Annotated in this window: 18 protein-coding genes; 5 read left to right on the top strand and 13 right to left on the bottom strand. The window is 67.1% G+C overall.

All coding sequences use genetic code 11. From position 1 onward, the window contains the following. Positions 1 to 44 precede the first annotated feature (44 nt). The 7 genes from E8M01_RS01960 to E8M01_RS01990 all read right to left on the bottom strand — a co-directional run bounded on the left by E8M01_RS01960 (position 45) and on the right by E8M01_RS01990 (position 7,555). Positions 45 to 890: an SDR family oxidoreductase gene (locus tag E8M01_RS01960; RefSeq protein WP_136958568.1), complete on the bottom strand. Its 846-nt coding sequence runs from the start codon at positions 888 to 890 to the stop codon at positions 45 to 47. Then, the gene (locus E8M01_RS01965) at positions 887 to 2,767 is read right to left on the bottom strand and encodes an AMP-dependent synthetase/ligase (protein ID WP_136958569.1); all 1,881 of its coding nucleotides are present in this window, start codon (positions 2,765 to 2,767) and stop codon (positions 887 to 889) included. The genes E8M01_RS01960 and E8M01_RS01965 overlap by 4 nt, the downstream gene beginning before the upstream one ends. A 16-nt stretch (positions 2,768 to 2,783) precedes the next feature. Then, positions 2,784 to 3,557, bottom strand: coding sequence for an ABC transporter ATP-binding protein (locus E8M01_RS01970; RefSeq protein WP_136958570.1), 774 nt, complete (start codon positions 3,555 to 3,557; stop codon positions 2,784 to 2,786). Positions 3,558 to 3,569: 12 nt separating this feature from the next. Then, positions 3,570 to 4,328, bottom strand: a complete 759-nt coding sequence (locus E8M01_RS01975; protein ID WP_425467696.1) for an ABC transporter ATP-binding protein — start codon at positions 4,326 to 4,328, stop codon at positions 3,570 to 3,572. After that, the gene (locus tag E8M01_RS01980) at positions 4,325 to 5,395 is read right to left on the bottom strand and encodes a branched-chain amino acid ABC transporter permease (protein ID WP_136958572.1); all 1,071 of its coding nucleotides are present in this window, start codon (positions 5,393 to 5,395) and stop codon (positions 4,325 to 4,327) included. The genes E8M01_RS01975 and E8M01_RS01980 overlap by 4 nt, the downstream gene beginning before the upstream one ends. 4 nt (positions 5,396 to 5,399) lie before the next feature. After that, complete coding sequence (locus tag E8M01_RS01985; RefSeq protein WP_136958573.1) at positions 5,400 to 6,278, bottom strand: branched-chain amino acid ABC transporter permease; 879 nt, start codon at positions 6,276 to 6,278, stop codon at positions 5,400 to 5,402. A gap of 92 nt (positions 6,279 to 6,370) precedes the next feature. Then, the gene (locus E8M01_RS01990; protein WP_136958574.1) at positions 6,371 to 7,555 is read right to left on the bottom strand and encodes an ABC transporter substrate-binding protein; all 1,185 of its coding nucleotides are present in this window, start codon (positions 7,553 to 7,555) and stop codon (positions 6,371 to 6,373) included. Between the two features lie 144 nt (positions 7,556 to 7,699). On the opposite strand from E8M01_RS01990, the gene E8M01_RS01995 reads away from it, so the two are divergent. Continuing rightward, positions 7,700 to 8,341, top strand: coding sequence for a TetR/AcrR family transcriptional regulator (locus E8M01_RS01995; RefSeq protein WP_136958575.1), 642 nt, complete (start codon positions 7,700 to 7,702; stop codon positions 8,339 to 8,341). A gap of 42 nt (positions 8,342 to 8,383) precedes the next feature. On the opposite strand, the gene E8M01_RS02000 is transcribed toward E8M01_RS01995, so the two are convergent. Next, positions 8,384 to 9,085, bottom strand: coding sequence for a CGNR zinc finger domain-containing protein (locus E8M01_RS02000; protein WP_136958576.1), 702 nt, complete (start codon positions 9,083 to 9,085; stop codon positions 8,384 to 8,386). 191 nt (positions 9,086 to 9,276) lie between these two features. On the opposite strand from E8M01_RS02000, the gene E8M01_RS02005 reads away from it, so the two are divergent. Further along, positions 9,277 to 9,441 (top strand): DUF3309 family protein, encoded by a 165-nt coding sequence (locus E8M01_RS02005; RefSeq protein WP_136958577.1) that lies wholly within the window; start codon positions 9,277 to 9,279, stop codon positions 9,439 to 9,441. 24 nt (positions 9,442 to 9,465) lie between these two features. Beyond that, positions 9,466 to 9,717, top strand: coding sequence for a hypothetical protein (locus E8M01_RS02010; RefSeq protein WP_136958578.1), 252 nt, complete (start codon positions 9,466 to 9,468; stop codon positions 9,715 to 9,717). Between the two features lie 287 nt (positions 9,718 to 10,004). On the opposite strand, the gene E8M01_RS02015 is transcribed toward E8M01_RS02010, so the two are convergent. From E8M01_RS02015 to E8M01_RS02035, 5 genes are all read right to left on the bottom strand, one after another. Beyond that, positions 10,005 to 11,402, bottom strand: a complete 1,398-nt coding sequence (locus E8M01_RS02015; protein WP_246088566.1) for a PepSY-associated TM helix domain-containing protein — start codon at positions 11,400 to 11,402, stop codon at positions 10,005 to 10,007. 80 nt (positions 11,403 to 11,482) lie between these two features. After that, positions 11,483 to 13,723 carry a TonB-dependent receptor gene (locus E8M01_RS02020; protein WP_136958580.1) on the bottom strand — a complete coding sequence of 747 codons (2,241 nt, stop codon included), beginning with the start codon at positions 13,721 to 13,723 and terminating at the stop codon, positions 11,483 to 11,485. A 92-nt stretch (positions 13,724 to 13,815) separates the two neighbouring features. Further along, positions 13,816 to 14,199, bottom strand: coding sequence for a hypothetical protein (locus tag E8M01_RS02025; protein ID WP_136958581.1), 384 nt, complete (start codon positions 14,197 to 14,199; stop codon positions 13,816 to 13,818). Between the two features lie 115 nt (positions 14,200 to 14,314). Continuing rightward, on the bottom strand, positions 14,315 to 14,737 hold the full coding sequence (locus tag E8M01_RS02030) for a hypothetical protein (protein WP_136958582.1): 423 nt from the start codon (positions 14,735 to 14,737) through the stop codon (positions 14,315 to 14,317). A 26-nt stretch (positions 14,738 to 14,763) separates the two neighbouring features. Then, positions 14,764 to 15,720, bottom strand: coding sequence for a DMT family transporter (locus tag E8M01_RS02035; RefSeq protein ID WP_136958583.1), 957 nt, complete (start codon positions 15,718 to 15,720; stop codon positions 14,764 to 14,766). Between the two features lie 173 nt (positions 15,721 to 15,893). Here E8M01_RS02035 and E8M01_RS02040 point away from each other — a divergent pair, with 173 nt between their 5' ends. Continuing rightward, positions 15,894 to 16,364, top strand: a complete 471-nt coding sequence (locus E8M01_RS02040) for an SRPBCC family protein (RefSeq protein WP_136958584.1) — start codon at positions 15,894 to 15,896, stop codon at positions 16,362 to 16,364. A gap of 132 nt (positions 16,365 to 16,496) precedes the next feature. Further along, positions 16,497 to 16,901 (top strand): DoxX family protein, encoded by a 405-nt coding sequence (locus E8M01_RS02045; RefSeq protein ID WP_136958585.1) that lies wholly within the window; start codon positions 16,497 to 16,499, stop codon positions 16,899 to 16,901. Positions 16,902 to 17,073 lie beyond the last annotated feature (172 nt).

Below are 17,073 nucleotides of genomic sequence, written 5' to 3' on the forward strand. Positions count from 1 at the left end.
GGGATCGCCGGTCGGCGAAGGCCATGCATCGCCGCGGGCTTGGGTCAGGCGCGCGGGTTGGCGGCCAGGAGGTCGGCGCCGTTGGCGTTGAAGAAGGCCGAGCCCGGCAGCCCCTGGCCGCCGTCGACCGCAAGCGACGTGCCGGTGATATAGGTCGCCAAAGGCGAGGCCAGGAAGACCGCCGCCTGGGCGACATCCTCGACCAGGCCCATGCGCCGCAGCGGGATGTGGTCGAGATAACGCGCATGGTCGCCCGGGGCGGAAATGCGCCGCAGCCCTTCGGTGTCGCCGACCAGGCCCGGAACGACGCTGTTCGACCGGATGCCGAAAGGCCCCCATTCCAGCGCCAGGTTTTTCATCAGCATCTCGACGCCCGCCTTGGCGGCGCCGACATGGGCCTGATAGGCATGCGCCATGTGGGCCATCGGCGCGGTGATGAAGACCACCGAGCCGCGGCTGCGCTTCAACTGGTCGAAGGCCAGGCGCGCGGCATTGAACGAGCCGCAGAGGTCGATGTCGACGACGGTGCGAAAGCCGTTCGGTGACAGCGTCTCGGCGGGGCTGAGAAAATTGCCGGCCGCCCCGCAGACCAGCACGCCGATATCGCCGAGCGTCTCGCCGGCGCCGTCGATGGCGGCCTTCAGCTGGCCGGCATCGCGCACATCGGCGGTCCTGGCGAAGACCTTTCCGCCGAGCGCTTCGAGGGCGACCCGGGCGCCGTCCAGCCGCTCCGGCGAGCGGCCGCAAATGGCGACCGCCGCGCCGTGCCGCGCGAAGGCCTGGGCGATGCCGAAATTGATGCCGCTGCCGCCGCCGGTGACGAACACCGTCCGGCGCGCGAACAGATCGCGCGGCAGCAGGTCGCCGTGAACCGCTGCGTGCTCGGTCATTGGGGTTTGGCCGTCTGGTACATGCCGGCAATGAGCTCGGCGAATTTCTCGTGCACGAACTTGCGCTTGAGCTTCATCGTCGGGGTGATCTCCTCGTCCTCGGGCGTCAGCACGCGGTCGATGATGCGGAACTGCTTGACCTGCTCGACCCGGGCGAACTGGCCGTTGACGCGGGCGATCTCGGCCTCGATCAGGGCAACCACCTCGGGCGCCCGCGTCAGGCTGGCGAAGTTCGAGAACGGAATGCTCTTGTCCTGGGCGAACTTGGCGACATTGTCGTGGTCGAGCATGACCAGGCAGGTCAGATAGGGCTTGCGGTCGCCGATGACCACGGCATCGGAAATATAGGAGCTGAACTTCAGCTGGTTTTCGATTTCCGACGGGGTGATGTTCTTGCCGCCGGCGGTGATGATGATGTCCTTCAGCCGGTCGACGATCCTGAGCAGGCCCTGATCGTCGAAGCGGCCGACATCGCCGGTGCGCAGCCAGCCATCGACGATGGCCTCGGCGGTCTTGTCCGGCTTGTTCAGATATTCGCGGAAGATGTTGGGGCCGCGGGCGATGATCTCGCCTTCCGGCGACAGCTTGATCTCGCAGCCCGGGATGGCCTTGCCGACGGTGCCGGGACGGGCGACATCGGCCGGCGTCACGGTCAGGAAACAGGTCGATTCGGTCTGGCCATAAGCCTCCTGCATCCTGAAGCCCATGCTGCGATACCAGCGGATCAGGTCGGGCGAGATCGGCGCCGCGCCGGTCAGCAGGCTGCGTGCCCGCGACAGCCCCATCATCCGCTTCAGGTTGCGCAGGATCAGCCATTCGCCGGCCGCGAAGACCAGCCGGTCGCCGCGCCCGGCGGGCCGGCCGGCCTCGGCGGCCAGCGCGATCCGTTCGCCGGCGGCGAGCGGCACCCGATAGAGCCAGCGCTGCAGCCTCACGCCGTCCTTCAGCCCGACCACCACCTGCGAATGCAGCTTCTCCCAGATCCGCGGCACGGCGAGCACGAAATGCGGCTGCACCTCGCGCAGGTTCTCCGGCACGGTCTCCATGCTCTCGGCGAAGTAGAGCACGTTGCCGCACATGATCTGGAGGTAGGAGCCGCAGATGCGCTCGGCCATGTGGCAGAGCGGCAGGAACGACAGCAGCGTATGGCCCTCGGCCCGGGTGAAGCACTGGCGCACGCTGTAGCAGATGAACAGGAGGCTGCGGTGGGTCACCAGCGCGCCCTTGGCCGGCCCGGTCGTGCCCGAGGTGTAGACGATGATCGCGGGATCGTCGGGTGACTGCCTGGCCGCGGCCTCGTGCCAGGCGCCGGGATGGGCCGCCCGATGATCGCGCCCGAGCGCCAGGAAGGCCTCGAACGACATGACCATCGGATCGCTGAAATGCGACAGGCCCTTCATGTCCGAGACCACGATGGTCTCGAGCTCCGGGCAGTCCGGCCGCCCGGTCAGAACCTTGTCCAGCTGCTCCTCGTCCTCGACGAACACCACCCGGGTGCGGGAATCCTTCAGGAGGTAGCCGACCTGGGCCGGGGAATCGGTCGGATAGATGCCGCTGCAGATGCCGCCGAGGCCGAGCGTGCCCATGTCGACGGTGACCCAGTCGACCGAATTCTGCGCCAGCACGCTGACCACCTCGCCCTTGCCGAGGCCGAGCGCCAGAAGCCCATGGCCGATCTCCGCCGCCCGCGCCGCATAACCCCGCCAGCTGGTTTCCTGCCACAGCCCCAGGCGTTTCTCGTAGAGCGCCGGGCGATCCGCCGAGGCCTGGGCGCGAGCCAGGAACAGGTCGGTGAAATTGCGCAGGAACGGCGGCGCCGCGGTCCAGGCGGGATCGTCGAATGCCACCGACGGTTTCTCGTGCACCACTGCGTTCATCGTCGCCGCGCTCCGCTCAATGCCACATCTTCTTGCGCTTCCAGCGCCGCTCGCCGCGCACGCCCTGGTCGGCGAGCCCGAGATAGAACTCCTTGACGTCGGCGTTCTCCATGAGCTCGGCCGCCGGGCCCTCCAGCACGATGCGGCCGAGCTCCAGCACATAGGCGAAATGGGCGGTCGCCAGCGCCTGCCGGGCGTTCTGCTCGACCAGCAGGATGGTCGTGCCGAACCGCCGGTTGATGTCGCCGATGATGGCGAAGATCTGCTTGGTGAGCAGCGGCGACAGGCCGAGCGAGGGTTCGTCCATCAACAGCAGCGAGGGCTTGCTCATCATGGCGCGCGCGATGGCGAGCATCTGCTGCTGGCCGCCGGACAACAGCCCGGCCGGCTGGCGCGCCCGTTCGCCGAGGATCGGAAAGGTCTCGAACCAGGCGGCGATCTCGCGCTCCACCGCGTCGCGGTCGTGGCGCAAGTAGGCGCCCATCAGGATGTTCTCCTGGACCGTCATGAACGGGAAGATCTCGCGGCCCTCGGGCACATGGGAAATGCCGCGGCGAACCACGTCGGCGCCTTCAAGCCCGGTGATCGGCTGGTCCTGGAAGGTGATCGTGCCCTTGCGCGGCGCCATGATGCCGGAGATCGTCTTGAGGATGGTCGACTTGCCCGCCCCGTTCGATCCGAGAATGGTCACGATGGCGCCTTCCGGCACCGCCAGGCTGACCCCACGGACGGCCATGATGCGGCCGTAGAAGGTTTCGACATTGGACAGCGACAGCAGGGTTGAGGTCATCGTCGGTCTCCCTCAGTCGCCGAGATAGGCGCGCACGACCCGCGGGTCGGAGATCACCTGGTCGGCATCGCCGAGCGCCAGCACGCGGCCCGATTCCAGCGCCAGCACACGGTCGGAGACGCGCCGGACCAGCGTCATGTCGTGCTCGACCATGATCACGGTGACGCCGAGATCGTCGCGGATGTCGCGGATCCAGTGCACCATGTCCTCGGTCTCTTCCGGGTTGAGGCCCGAGGACGGCTCGTCGAGCAGCAGGAGCTTCGGCCCGAGCGCCAGGGCGCGACCGATCTCCACCACCTTGCGAATGCCGTAGGACAGCGAGGCGATCGGCGCGTCGCGGTGGTGTTCCAGCTCGAGGAACTCGATGATCTCCTCGACCTTGCGGCGGAACTCCATCTCCTGGCGCCGCACGCCCGGTGTGAACAGCAGTTCCGACAGGATGCCGCTGCGGACCTTCACGTGGCAGCCGACCAGGATGTTGTCGACCACGGAAGCATGGTCGAACAGCTCGATGTTCTGGAACGTCCGGGCGATGCCGAGCCTTGCGACCGCTTGCGGCGCGACGCGGGTGATCGCCTGGCCGCCATAGAAGATGTCGCCGCCGGTCGGATTGTAGATCCGGCTGACCAGATTGAAGATCGTCGTCTTGCCGGCCCCGTTCGGCCCGATGATGGTGAAGATTTCGCCGGGCGCGACGCCGAAACTCACCTCGTCGACAGCCTTGATGCCGCCGAAGGCGACAGACAGATTGCGCGCTTCCAGCAGCATCACCAGCGCTCCGATTTGGCGAAGCTGCGCTGCCGGGCGAACATGCCCTTGCGATAGAGCGGGACCAGCTTGACATAGTCCACCGCCTTCTCGACCAGCCCGTTGATGCCGCGCGGCTCGAACAGCATGACCAGGATGAGCAGCAGGCCGAAGGCGAGCGGCCTGAGCGCCGGCAGGTTGCCGCCGGGCAGCAGCTGTTCGAGCTCGGCCAAAAGCTCCGGCATGGCCACCAGGAAGATGGCGCCGAACACCACGCCGCGCAGCGAACCGATGCCGCCGATCAGGATCATGATCAAGAGCTCGATGGAAATGGCCAGGGTGAACTGGTCGGGGCTGATGAAGCTCAGCTTGTGCGCCATCAGCGCGCCGGCGATGCCGGTGAAGAAGGCGCTGAGCGCGAAGGCCTTGGTCTTGACGCGCGCCGCCTCGACACCCATCGACTGGGCGGCGATCTGGCTGTCGCGCACCGCCACCATGGCCCGTCCGGTCGGCGAGCGCAGCAGGTTGGCGGCGACCCAGAGCGATGCCAGCAACAGGCCGAGGCAGAGGAAATAGAGCGGAACGTCGCTGCCGAGCCGATAACCGAACACCGAGATCGGCGGAACCATCATGCCGGCATTGCCGCCGGTCACCGTCGTCCAGCGGGCGGCGGCCTCCTCGATGATGAAGCCGAGCGACATGGTCGCCATCGCGAGGTAGAGCCCCTTGAGCCTGAGCACCGGCACGCCCAGCGCCGCGCCGGCGGCGGCCGAGATCAGCGCCGCGGCCGGCAGCGCCAGGACGAAGGGCACGCCCCGGCGCTCCAGGAACACGCAGGCATAGGCGCCGATCGCCAGGAACCCCGCCTGCCCCAGCGATATCAGGCCGCAGAAGCCGAGCATGATCTGGAAGCCGATGCCGGCGATCGCGAAGATCAGGACGAAGGTGAGCTGGCTGACGTGGTGGATGCCGAGGAAGGCCGGTGCGGCCAGCGCGCATGCCAGCATCGCGAGATACCAGCCATATTGCGGCAGTCCGTCCTTGAACAGGCGCGTGTCCTGGCGATAGCTGGTCCTGAGGACATAACGCATTGGCTCACACCCGCTTCTGGATCTTTTCGCCGAACAGTCCCTCGGGGCGCAGCGCCAGCACCACCAGGACCAGGATGTAGCCGGCGATGTCGCTGAAGCCCTCGGGCAGGTAAAAGCCCGCCAGGCTTTCGCAGATGCCGAGCGTGATGCCGCCGACCACCGCCCCGGGCAGGCTGGAGAAGCCGCCGATGATGGCGGCCGGGACGGCCTTCAGGCCGAGCAGGCCCATATTGACGTGGATGAAGGCGATGGGCGCCAGCAGCAGGCCGGCAATGGCGGTGATCGCCCCGGCGATCGCCCAGACCAGGGTCGAGATCGAGCGGGTCCTGACACCCATATAGGTCGCCGCCAGCTGGCTCTGCGACACCGCCTGCATGGCAAGACCGGCGCGGGTCCGCCGGAAGAACACGAAGAAGCCGCCGACGATGGCCGCCGTCGCCGCCACGACCGCCAGGTGATCGGCGGAGATGACGATGGATCCGACCCGGAGCACCGATCCGCTGAGCGGCGTGGTGATCCTGACCGTCTCGCCCGACCAGGCCGGAACCATCAGCGCCACCGAGCGGATGCACAGGCCGAGCCCAATGGTGACGACCAGCACCGCAAAGGCCGGCTCGCCGACCATCGGCCTGAGGAAGACGCGCTCCAGCACGGCCGCAAGGCCCGCGGTCGCGGCGATCGCTACGATCGCCGCCAGCCAGAGCGGCAGCGCATAGATCGAGACGAAGGTGAAGCCGAGAAAGGCGCCGATCATCATCATCTCGCCAACGGCGAAATTGACGGTTTCGGTGGCCTTGTAGATCAGCACGAAGGCGAGCGCGATGAGCGCATAGACGCATCCGACCGAGACGCCGGACACGATCTGCTGGAGGAACTGGGCCAAGGGGCACCGCCTGCCGGTTGGATCAAGGGGCTGGGGATGGCATGGTGGGAGCCCGGCCCATGCCGGGCCGGACTTCAAGTCTCGGCCGCCGGTCAGTTCATCTGCCGGATCAAGGTCCAGGCGCCGTTGCGCACCTGCAGCGCGAAGGTCGCGCTGGAGCCGAGGCGCTGCTGCGGCGTGAAGGTCATGCGTCCGAAGCCGGGCCCGACCGAGACGTCGCGCACCTGCTCCATGCCCGCGACGAAACTGTCGACGGTCAATTGCCGGCCGGCATTGCGCGCACCTTCGGCGAACAGCATCATCGCGGCATAGCTGACCAGGAAGAAGTCGTCGGGATTGTCGGTCCGTCCGGTCCGCTCCTTGAACCGCCGGATCGCCTCGGCGATCTTCGGATCATCCGCCACCAGCGGGATCGGCAGCGACGGGGTGAAGCCGTAAAGCCCCTCCACCGCCTTGCCGCCGAGCGCGATCACCGACCGCGACACGCCGCCCTGCGGCGCGAACAGCGGCACGTCCCAGCCGATCTTTTCGCGCTCGAGGGCAGCACCGGCCGTCTCGCGGGTGATGGTGCCCAGCATGACGACGTCGCAATTGGCGGCGCGCATCCTGGCGAACTGCGCGCTGAAATCGGTCGCGCCGCGCTTGTAGGTGGTCTTCTCGACCAGGGCGAGCTTCAGCTCGGCAAGCTTGCGCTCGACGCCGACAAGCGCCTGCTCACCGGACTCGTCATCCTGGTACATCATGCAGAAGCGCCGCCTGCCCAGCACATCATGGGCATAGCTCGTCGCCGCGCTCATCTGGATGTCGTAGCCGGTGACCAGGCCGAACGCCAGGCGTTGCGGCGGGTCATAGACCACCCGGATCGGCGCGCCGGGAAACAGCATCGGCAGGCCGCGCTCGGCGGTGATCGGCAAGGCCACCTGGGTAATCGCCGAGCCGAGCAGGCCAATAATGCCGAAGACGCGGTCGCGGGTCGCCAGCTTCTGCACCGCCAGGATGGCCCGGCGGGGGTCGTAGCCATTGTCCTCGACGATCACCCGGACCCGGCGGCCATGAATGCCGCCCGCCTCGTTGATCATTTCGGCGGCGATTTCGAAACCGGCCTTCATGGGCACGCCGATGGCCGCGACCGGGCCGGTGAGATCGACCGAGGAGCCGAGCAGGATCTCGGTTTCGGTCACGCCGGCGGTCTGCGCCGCGGCGGGACCGGCGGCCAATGCCAAGGCGGCGACAAGCGCGGTTCGTGCCAAGCGTGATGTCGCCAAACGTGATGTCATGACGTCCTCCCTCTGTTATTTTTTTGAAACCTACCAATGGATCAGTCTCTTTACTAGCGGGTAAGTTAAGCTAAGAAGGGTAGCCATTCGACAGAGGAGCCGCTAGGCAGGCGCGCTGCCTGCCGCGGTCCGAGGAGCTGTTTCGTGGGGACGTCGACATTGCCGATGCGGGCCTCGCCCTTCCTGTCCGCCGAGGACAAGGACCGCGAGCGCCGGCAGAAGAAGGAGGCGGTGCTGCGCGAGGCCGCCCGGCTGTTTTGCCACAAGGGCTATAACGAGACGCAGATGAGCGACGTGGCGAGCCAGCTCGGCGTCACCAAGCCGACCATCTACTATTACTTCAAGAACAAGGAAGAGGTGCTCGTCGGCTGTTTCGAGGTCGGCTTCGAGATGATCGAGGCAACCCTGAAGGCCGCCGAGACGACCACCCGCAGCGGCGCCGAACGGCTGCGCAACGCGCTTCAGGCCTATGCCGAGATCATGACCCAGGACTTCGGCAAATGCGCCGTCCGGGTCTCGATCAACGGGCTCAGCCAGCCGAGCCGCGAGAGCATCGATTTCCATCGCCGCAGGATCGACGCGCGGATCCGTGCGCTGGTCGCAGACGCCGTCAAGGACGGCTCGATCCGCCCCTGCGATCCGAAGATCGCGACATTCACCATGCTCGGCAGCCTCAACGGCATCGGCCGCTGGCACCGGGCGGATGGCGAGCTTGCCCCTGCCGAACTGGCCAAGGCCGTGGTCGCGCAGGTCTTCGCCGGGCTGGAGCCGCAGCCCCGGCCGTGACGCGGCACGCCTGCAGCCGGCCGATCCGGCGTCACTGTCGTGTCAGCGCGCGGCGCGCTTTGTTCCGGCCGGCTTTTCCGTGCGAGCGGCGCGGCCGCCTCCGGCGACCTCTTCGTCGCGGGCCCGGTGATAGTGCCGGCGCGCCTTGGCGCGGTTGCCGCAGTCGCCCATCGAGCACCAGCGCCGGGTTCCCGTGCGGCTGTCATCGACGAACAGCCAGCCACAGCCTTTCGGGTCTTCGCACTGCTTGACCCGCTCGGCGCGCGGCCCGCTCAAGAGGTCGGCGGCCGACCAGACCAGGGGTGCCAGAATATCCAGCGCCGTCGCCGGCCGGGTCGCGTCGCGCCAGCCCAGGCCATCCCGGTCCGGCACCAGGGCCAGGCGTTGCGGCATCAGGGCGATCACCGCGTTGAGCGCCTGGACATCGGCCGGCGGCGCCGGCCGGCCGTCGACGCGCGCACGGAACAGCCCATAGGCCGCTTCGCGAAAGGTCAGCGCGGTCAGATGCACCGCGCTGGCCTTGTCCGGCGAACCGCTAAGATTGCGCGCCGCGGCCGCCGCGCCCGCGGCATCGAGGACGCCGGCCTTGGCGCACCACTCCACCAGGGCCTCGGCCGATGGCAGCCGCTCCTCGGGCTTGCCGGAGTTTCGCCAGGCGACCGTGTTGACGAAGTCCAGGCAGAGCTTCGCATCCGCGCCGCGGCGGGCCGAAGGTTCCGCCGATGGGGTCGGGAGCACTGGCATGGGGCAGAACTTACTAACCCGCTAGAGAGTTAGCAACTCGTCCGATGGCGCTCGCTCGGCCCCCGGCGCGGGCCCGGGCGCCGAACCGGGTCTGGCCGCCTCCCTCCAAGCCGTTGAATTCGCAGGCAGGAATGGAACCGGAAGCCATGATCAGGTGTTTCAGGTGAGACAACCCCTCGAGGAAACGCGCCATGAGTGTCGGAACAATCCTGCTGATCCTTCTGATCATCGCGCTCCTGGGCGGCTTCAGCGGCCTGGGCGGCGGTTCGTTCTACGGTACCGGCGTTTATGGCGGCGGCGGCATCGGCCTCGTGCTGATCATCGTGCTGATCCTGGTCCTGACGGGCCGGCTCTAGGCCCTCGATCCCGTGGAGCATCAGATGTTTGACCGGCGTTCCCTGTTTTTGGCCCTTGCGGCGGCGGCCCTGGCCGTGGCCTCGCCGGCCGCCGCCCAATATCCCGGCTATCGCAATGACGAGCGCTCGCCGCGCCGGCGGCGTGGCTGGCGGCGTGAGGCGTGGAGCCGCCGTGATTCCTGGGGTCGTCGCCCGGCGGTGTCGGCGCGCGACCGCATGCTGATCGACCGCCAGCAGGTGCCAAGCTCTTATGGCCCGCCAAGTCCCTGGAACTGACAAGTCCCTGGAACTGACAAGTCCCTGGAACTGACAGGTCCCTGGAACTGACAGGTCCCTGGAACTGACAGGCCCCTCGAACTGCGGCGCGAGCTGATCGCCGCCGCCCGTTGCGCAGGAACCGTAGGAGCTCGCCCATCGCGGCGTGGCGACCAGGCCCCTGCCCTATGGCTTGGCCTTGTGCCGCCGGTCGCCGGTCTCAGCGAGACGCGCCGTGGAGACGATCCTCAACAATCCCTGGTGTCCACTCGCCCCGGAATGCGACGCGTGTCATCGTGCCGGACAGGTCAGGCGGCTCCCGACCATCGTGGCCTCGCGGCGATCCAGCCGACCAGCCGCTCGCCGGTCAGCACGACGATCAGCGATGCGCCGGCAAGCGGAAACACCAGGCCGAGTGCCAGGATGATCAGGGCGACGCTGCGCATGCCGGCGGGCGCCAGCGCCCGGGGCGCGCCGAGCTTGCCCTTGGGCCGCCGTCGCCACCACATGATCGGGCCGGTCACCGACAGGACGATGATGCCGAGGCACGGGATCAGCATGACGATCTGGTTGAGCCGCCCGAAATAATTGCCCATGTGGATCTGGACGCCGAGCTCGACCGCTTTCGCCGCCCAGCCATAATCGGCAAAGCCGACATCGCCGAGGATCCGGCCGGAATATTGGTCGATCGAGATCGTGCGCTGGGTCTCCGGCTGGTCCGGATAGGTGAAGGCGACGAAGGCGCCCCTGGCATCCCGCGGCAGGCTCAGCCGGTAAGGGCTCATCATGCCTTCGCGGGCGAGAATGGCCACTGCGGCGTCGATGCCGATGGCAGCGGTTGTCGCCGCCTCGGCGGGCGCGCCATGGCCGCCGTGATGCGCGTGCGGGTCCGACTGCGGCATCGGCGCATGGGCGATCGTCCATGGCGCGGCGCCGGTGCTTGCCTGCTTGACGGTGGCCGCGCTGCCGGGCAGCGCTCCGTGCAGGCGATGGCTGACGGGATAGCCGATGCCGGCGAGATCGGTGCCGCGGCGCAGGAGATCGCCCCAGACGGTTGCCCAGGGCAGCCCGGTGAGGATCAGGAACATGACCAGCAGCGCCGTCCACATGCCGATGACCGCGTGCCAGTCTTTCCAGAAGCGCCGTCCGCCGAGGCGCCAGCGCGGAAAGACCACGCCGCCGAGCCGGCGCTGGCCGCGCGGCCACCAGAGATAGAGCCCGGTCACCATCAGGATGAAGCCCCAGCAGGCCGCCAGTTCGACGATGCCGTCGCCGAAATCGCCGAGCAGCAGCGAGCCATGGGCAAGGTCGGCGAAGCCCACCAGGGTTCGCGCATAGACATAGGAACCGAGCACCTGCCCGGTGCCGGGATCGACGAACACCCGCCGGGGCGCGCCGGTCGCCGGCGTGACGAAGACCTCGGCGCTGCGGCCGGCTTCGCGCGGGGTATCGATCCGTGTCGCCCTGGCTTCGGGATCGTCGGCCAGCGCGGCGGTGATCATCTGGCTGAGCGGCACCGATTGGGTGGATGGCGGCACGAGGCGCTGCTGCCGGTAGACGATATCGTTGATCTCGTCGTTGAACAGATAGATCGCCCCGGTCACCGCCAGGATCAGCATGAACGGCGCGACGACGAGCCCGGCATAGAAATGCCAGCGCCAGACGGTGCGGTAGAGGGCGGCGGACGACGAGACAGCTTGCGTCATGGCCATGGGATCCCGAGATCGGCGTCGGACGGATGAGGCGGCTGGCTGGCGATTGCGCGCCGGCCGCCCCGATCCGGTCCTCAGAATTTGACGGTGTAGGAAACGTCGACGCTGCGCGGCGCGCCGATATAGACCTGGGTGGCGCTATAGCCGGACCAGTCGGCATAAAATTCATTGGTCAGGTTGCGGCCGCGCACCCGCAAGGTGCCGCGCCCGACGTCATAAGCGAGCCAGGCGTCGAACAGCGTGCGGCCTTTGACCAGGATCGTATTGGCGGTGTCGGTATAGAATGATCCGACATGCTGGGCCGAGGCGCCGACCGTCAGCGGCACGGTCTCGAAGCGGTAGCTGGTCGAGACCGTGAACGACTGCGCCGGCACATTGGTCGGCCGGTTGCCGGTGAGGTCGCGCGCCACACTCCTCAGTTCGGTGAAGCGCGCGTCGATGAACGACGCATTGGCCGCCAGCTTCCACTGATCGGTCAGTGCCACCGAAACATCGAGCTCGATGCCACGCGACCGCTGGCTGCCACCCTGCACGGTCAGCGCCGGGTTGGCCGCATCGCGGGTCAGGATATTGTTCTGCTCGATCTGGTAGACCGAGGCGGTCGCGACGATACGGCCGTTCCACAAGGTCGATTTGATGCCGGCTTCGAGCGAACGTCCGGTCGAGAGCTCGAAACGGCCATTGACCGTATTGCTCAACAGCAATGTCGCGACCGGCACCGCCGCCTCGTTGTACTGGGCGAACAGCGCCGTGCCGCTGGTCAGATCATAGACCGTGCCGATCCGCCAGGAGAGGTTCTGGAAGCTGTTGTTGAAGCGGGTGGTGACGCCCGTGTTCAGATCGTCGATCCGGCGGTCCAGCCGCATCGTCTCGTAGCGGATGCTGGCAAGCGCCAGCCAGTCCGGCGTCAGATTGATGGCGTTCTCGGCAAAGCCGGCGATCGTCCTGAGGTGGCTGTCATAATTCTGCCGGGTGGCGAAGTTTGCCGCGGTGTCGGCCGGGAACAGTCCGCGGTTCGGATTGAACGGATCGACCGAACTGGTCGTGCCGAACCGCCGCTGCGAACCCAAGGTCGTATCGATATATTCGAAGCCTGCGGCGAAGCGGTTGCGAAAGCCGCCGACCTGACCGTCAAACGCGGCGGCCACACGGTCCGACCAGAATTGATGGGCGTGGGTAATCTTGGTCGTGCTGCGATCGAGCCATCCGGTGCCGGCGTTGAAGGTGAAGTCCTCCGAATTCGCCCAGTAGCGATCCGCCCGGAACAACCCCACCTCGTTCTTGATCGTCCAGTTGTCGGTCAGCCGGTATTCGACACCGCCGCGCAGCCACAGCGTATCCGACCGCATCAAGCCGTCATGGACATTGTAGTTCTGGTTGCGCAGCGACCTGTCGATAACGAGCCCGTTGGGCGCCGAAACCAGATCCGAGGGATTGCGCGCCACCGAACGCCCGATCAGCGGCATGCCCTGATAGGGCGTTCTGAATTCGTCGTGGAAATAATTGACCGAGCCGGAAAAGGTCAGCCGGTCGGTCGGCGTGAAGATGCCGCTCGAGGTGAAGCCGAGATTGCGCGACGGGGTGTCGTTGATATAGCCGTCGGACTGGCCGTAACTGAGCGTGGTTCGCACCGCTGCATTGGGCCCGACCGGCGTGTTGAAGCCGATGCCGGCGCGCAGCGAATTGAAACTGCCATAGCTCATCATGCCTTCGGCGCCAGTGTCTCCGAGCCTTGGCTGTTTGGTCACCAGGTTGACCGAACCGGCCAGCGCCCCGGTGCCGTGGATCACCGATGCCGGGCCCTTGAGAATCTCGACACGCTCGAAATTGAAGGTGTCGTAATTGCGCGAAACCACCAGCGGGTCGACCGCCCGCATGCCGTCGATGGAATAACCGGTGGCGGCGCGCGAGAAGCCGCGCATCGAGATCACGGCCGGTTCGCCCGGCAGGTTTCCGGCGGTGACGCCGGGCACGCTGTTGAAGGTCTCGACCAGGCTTCGAAGCCCTTTCTCCTGCATGTCGTTCTGGGTGACGATATTGACCGTGGCGGGCGTCTCGCGCGGCGTCAGGCCGACAAGGCTGCCCGCGCCGTTCCTGACGTCGAGATGCGACGGATCGGCCGCGCCCTCGACCGTAATGGTCTGCAGCTCGATGACGCCGCTGGCCGCCGCGTCGCGGCCGGTGCCGGCCTGGACGGGGTTCGGGCGGTCCTGGGCTAGTGCTGGAATCATGGCTGATGGGGCGAACAAGGTCGCGAGCAAGGTCGCGACGCGAAAGCGCCGCGCCGCGCGAGCCGGCGGCAAAGACAGATGCATGACGGGATCTCTTCACTGAAGACGTGGCGATGCGGCAGACGCGAGCCCCCGCCCGCGAGGGGACAGGCACCGGCGTCGGCCTTGGCGTCGTTTCAGATGAAGATCGGGGGCGCGCGGGCGCGGTGATTGCCGGGCAGCGACGGCGGCTTGAACGGGTCGGAGGCCGCCGCCAGCACGACCAAGCCGGAAAAGGCGGCGGCCGGAGGCAAGATCGCTCCGCCGCCGGGCTGGGCGAAACCGCAATGCCCGAGGCCGCAGAGCGCGCAATGGGTTGGCGGATGATGATGATGATCGGCCGGCGCGGGAGCCTCGGCGTCGGCATGCGACGAACAGAGGATCAATGGGCCGGCAAACAGATCGCCCTGGACGAGCGGGCGCGGCACCACTGCCAGCGCCATGAGGAAACTGTGAGCGACAAGCGCGTAGATCGCGATATTCGCGACCAAAAACCGCCTGATGGCTTTCCAGTCCGTCATCCCTGCCCCCAAAGGGCGTCCTAGCCGAGCTTTGGTCTGCGTGCAATGCGGCACTGGGCCAAGGCGCGCGATCGGCGGCGCCGCATCGCGGTCCCGCCGGCCCTGCGCGGCTCGATCACCTGATCTCGGGCAGGTCCAGCGCCTGCACCTCGAGCGCGGTCATCTCGCCGGGAAACCGGGTCTGGCTGATGATGATCCGGCGCCGCAGGGTGAACACCGCGCGGCCCTCCACCCATTCGACGGTTTCCCCGGTTGCCGGCGGCAGCGCTTGCATGGAGGCATCGAACCAGCTGGCGGTCGCCGGGGCGGCGAGGTCGTTGCAGCCCGGCGCCTGGCCCGCCTCGCGCCTGAACACCGCCCCGACCAGGCGCTGGGCGGAGGGGTCGCTCGGGTTGCGACAAGTCATCAGCACGGCCTCGCGCTGGCCGTCGGGCGACGGCTTGCGCAGCAGCACCGCCTCGGACGCCCAGGGCGAACACGCGGCCAGGAGGCTGGCCGTCGCCACGATGAAGACGCCGGCGATGCCACGGCCGATCATGCACTGCTCCCCAGCCTCCGACACCCCTATCCCTGCGGCGTCGAGACCTTGCGCTGGCGCGCCCGTTCCAGCCCCAATTGGTGCTCGCGCCAGATGACGAAAATGCCCGAGGCGACGACGATCGCGCCGCCGGCCAGCACATAGACGCTGGGCACGTCGCGGAACACGAAATAGCCGATGACGATGGCCCAGATCATCGAGAAATATTCGAACGGCGCGATCAGCGAGGTATCGGCGTGGCGATAGCTCACCGTCAGCAGGATCTGGCCGAGCCCGCCGAACACGCCGACCGCCACCAGGATGACCGCCTGCCAGACGCTGGGCACGATCCATTGGCCGATCGGCAGCACATGGGCCAGCGGCCAGGTCAAAAGCGCCAGCACGGCGCAGAGCATCATGAAGGTGAAGACGATGGCCGCGGTCGTCTCGGTCGAGACCAGCTTGCGCACCTGGATGGTGGCAAAGGCCGCGCAGACCGCGCCGCCGAGCGCGAACATGGCGCCGACCGTCTGGCCATCCGACATGGCGCGGAGCGCCTCGATGTCGAGATGCGGCCAGAGGATGACCACCACGCCGATGAAACCGATGGCGACCGCCGACCAGCGATAGATGCGCACCCGCTCGCCCAGGATGATGGCGGCCAAGGGCACCACCATCAGGGGCGCCGCATAGCTGATCGCGGTGGAATCGGCGAGCGGCAGCAAGGTCAGCCCGACGAAACCGGAAAACATGCCGGTGGCGCCGATGACGCCGCGCTTGATATGCGAGGAGACGCTGGTGACCCGGAACGCATCCATGATCTCGTCGCGCCAGGCCAGCATGATGAACAGCGGGATCAGCGCGAAAAACGACCGGCAGAACACCACCTGGCCGACCGGCACCTCCTTGCCCGCCACGCGCACGAGCGTCGACATGCAGGTAAACGCCATGGTCGACAGGACTTTGAGCAGAATTCCCGTGACGGCGCGGGAGAGAACAGGCATGGCGGGGGGAAGGCCGATCGGTGAGCGGACCTCCTTCAACCATGTTCGCTCGGCGATGAGGAGCGTTTTATCCGCAGCATTGCCCTGCGGAGACTATTTTTCGCTTTGATCCCGCCAACGCTTCGCGCGCGGCCCCGCTGGGACATTGCCGGCCCGCCTGCTATCCTCCGCCCATGGGCGATCTGGCGAGCACAACGGTGTCGAGACTGATCAACGCGCCGCGCGAGGCGGTGTACCGGGCCTATCTCGACCCGGAGGCGCTGGCGCGCTGGCTGCCGCCGGGCACCATGACCGGCGTGGTCCACGTCTTCGATCCGCGTGAAGGCGGCGCCTTCAGCATGTCGCTGGTCTATTCCGGGGGTGAGCCGGCCGTGCGCGGCAAGACCTCTGACACCACCGACCGGTTCCAGGGCCGCTTTGCCAGGCTGGTTCCGGGCGAGCAGGTGGTCTGGGCGGTCGAGTTCGTTTCACCGGACCCGTCATTTGCCGGCGAGATGATCGTCGAGACGCAGCTCACGCCCGAGGCCGGCGGCACCCGGGTGACCATTCGCTGCGACAATATTCCGCGCGGCATCAGGCCCGAAGACAATGAGGCGGACTGCCGCTCGACCCTGGACAAACTCGCCGCCTTCCTCAACGGCTGAACGGCTCTTGGCCGTCGCGTTGCTTTCGCTCGGGCTCAGGCTAAGGTCTTCGAGAGATCGCCAATGGCGATCGATTCTGCGTCGAGCCAGACAAATCAAAGTCAAACCGGAAACCAACCCAAGAGATCGACCATGGACCGACTGACCTCGACCCTCAATTCCTGGGCCCCCACTGTCCTGAGCCTGCTCCGGATCGTCGTCGGCCTGTTGTTCCTGCAGCACGGCCTGGTCAAGCTGCTCGGCTTCCCGATGGCGCCGCCGAGCGCCCCGTCGCTGTTCTCGCTGATCTGGTTTGCCGGCGCGCTCGAGATCGTCGGCGGCATCCTTTTGATCCTCGGCCTGTTCACCCGGCCGGTCGCGTTCATCGTCGCCGGCGAAATGGCCTTCGCCTATTTCATCGGCCATCACCCGCGCTCGTTCTTTCCGATCCAGAACGCCGGCAACCTGGCCATCCTCTACTGTTTCGTCTTCTTCTACCTGACCTTCGCCGGTCCTGGGCCGATCAGCCTCGACGCCCAGCGTTCGCGCAATGCATGACGGCCTGGCGGCAGCCGGGCCATTTGCTTCGAACAAAACGGCCCGCGTGCGACGCGCGCGGGTCGTCCTGATGCGTAATGGCTGCAGGTTGAAGCGCTCTGCACAAAGGTTTGTCGTCCTTCGAGGCTCGCTTCGCTCGCACCTCAGGATGAGGAATGTGGGATATCGCGGC

This window comes from Phreatobacter stygius, assembly GCF_005144885.1.
In the GTDB taxonomy this organism is placed as follows: Bacteria; Pseudomonadota; Alphaproteobacteria; order Rhizobiales; family Phreatobacteraceae; genus Phreatobacter; species Phreatobacter stygius.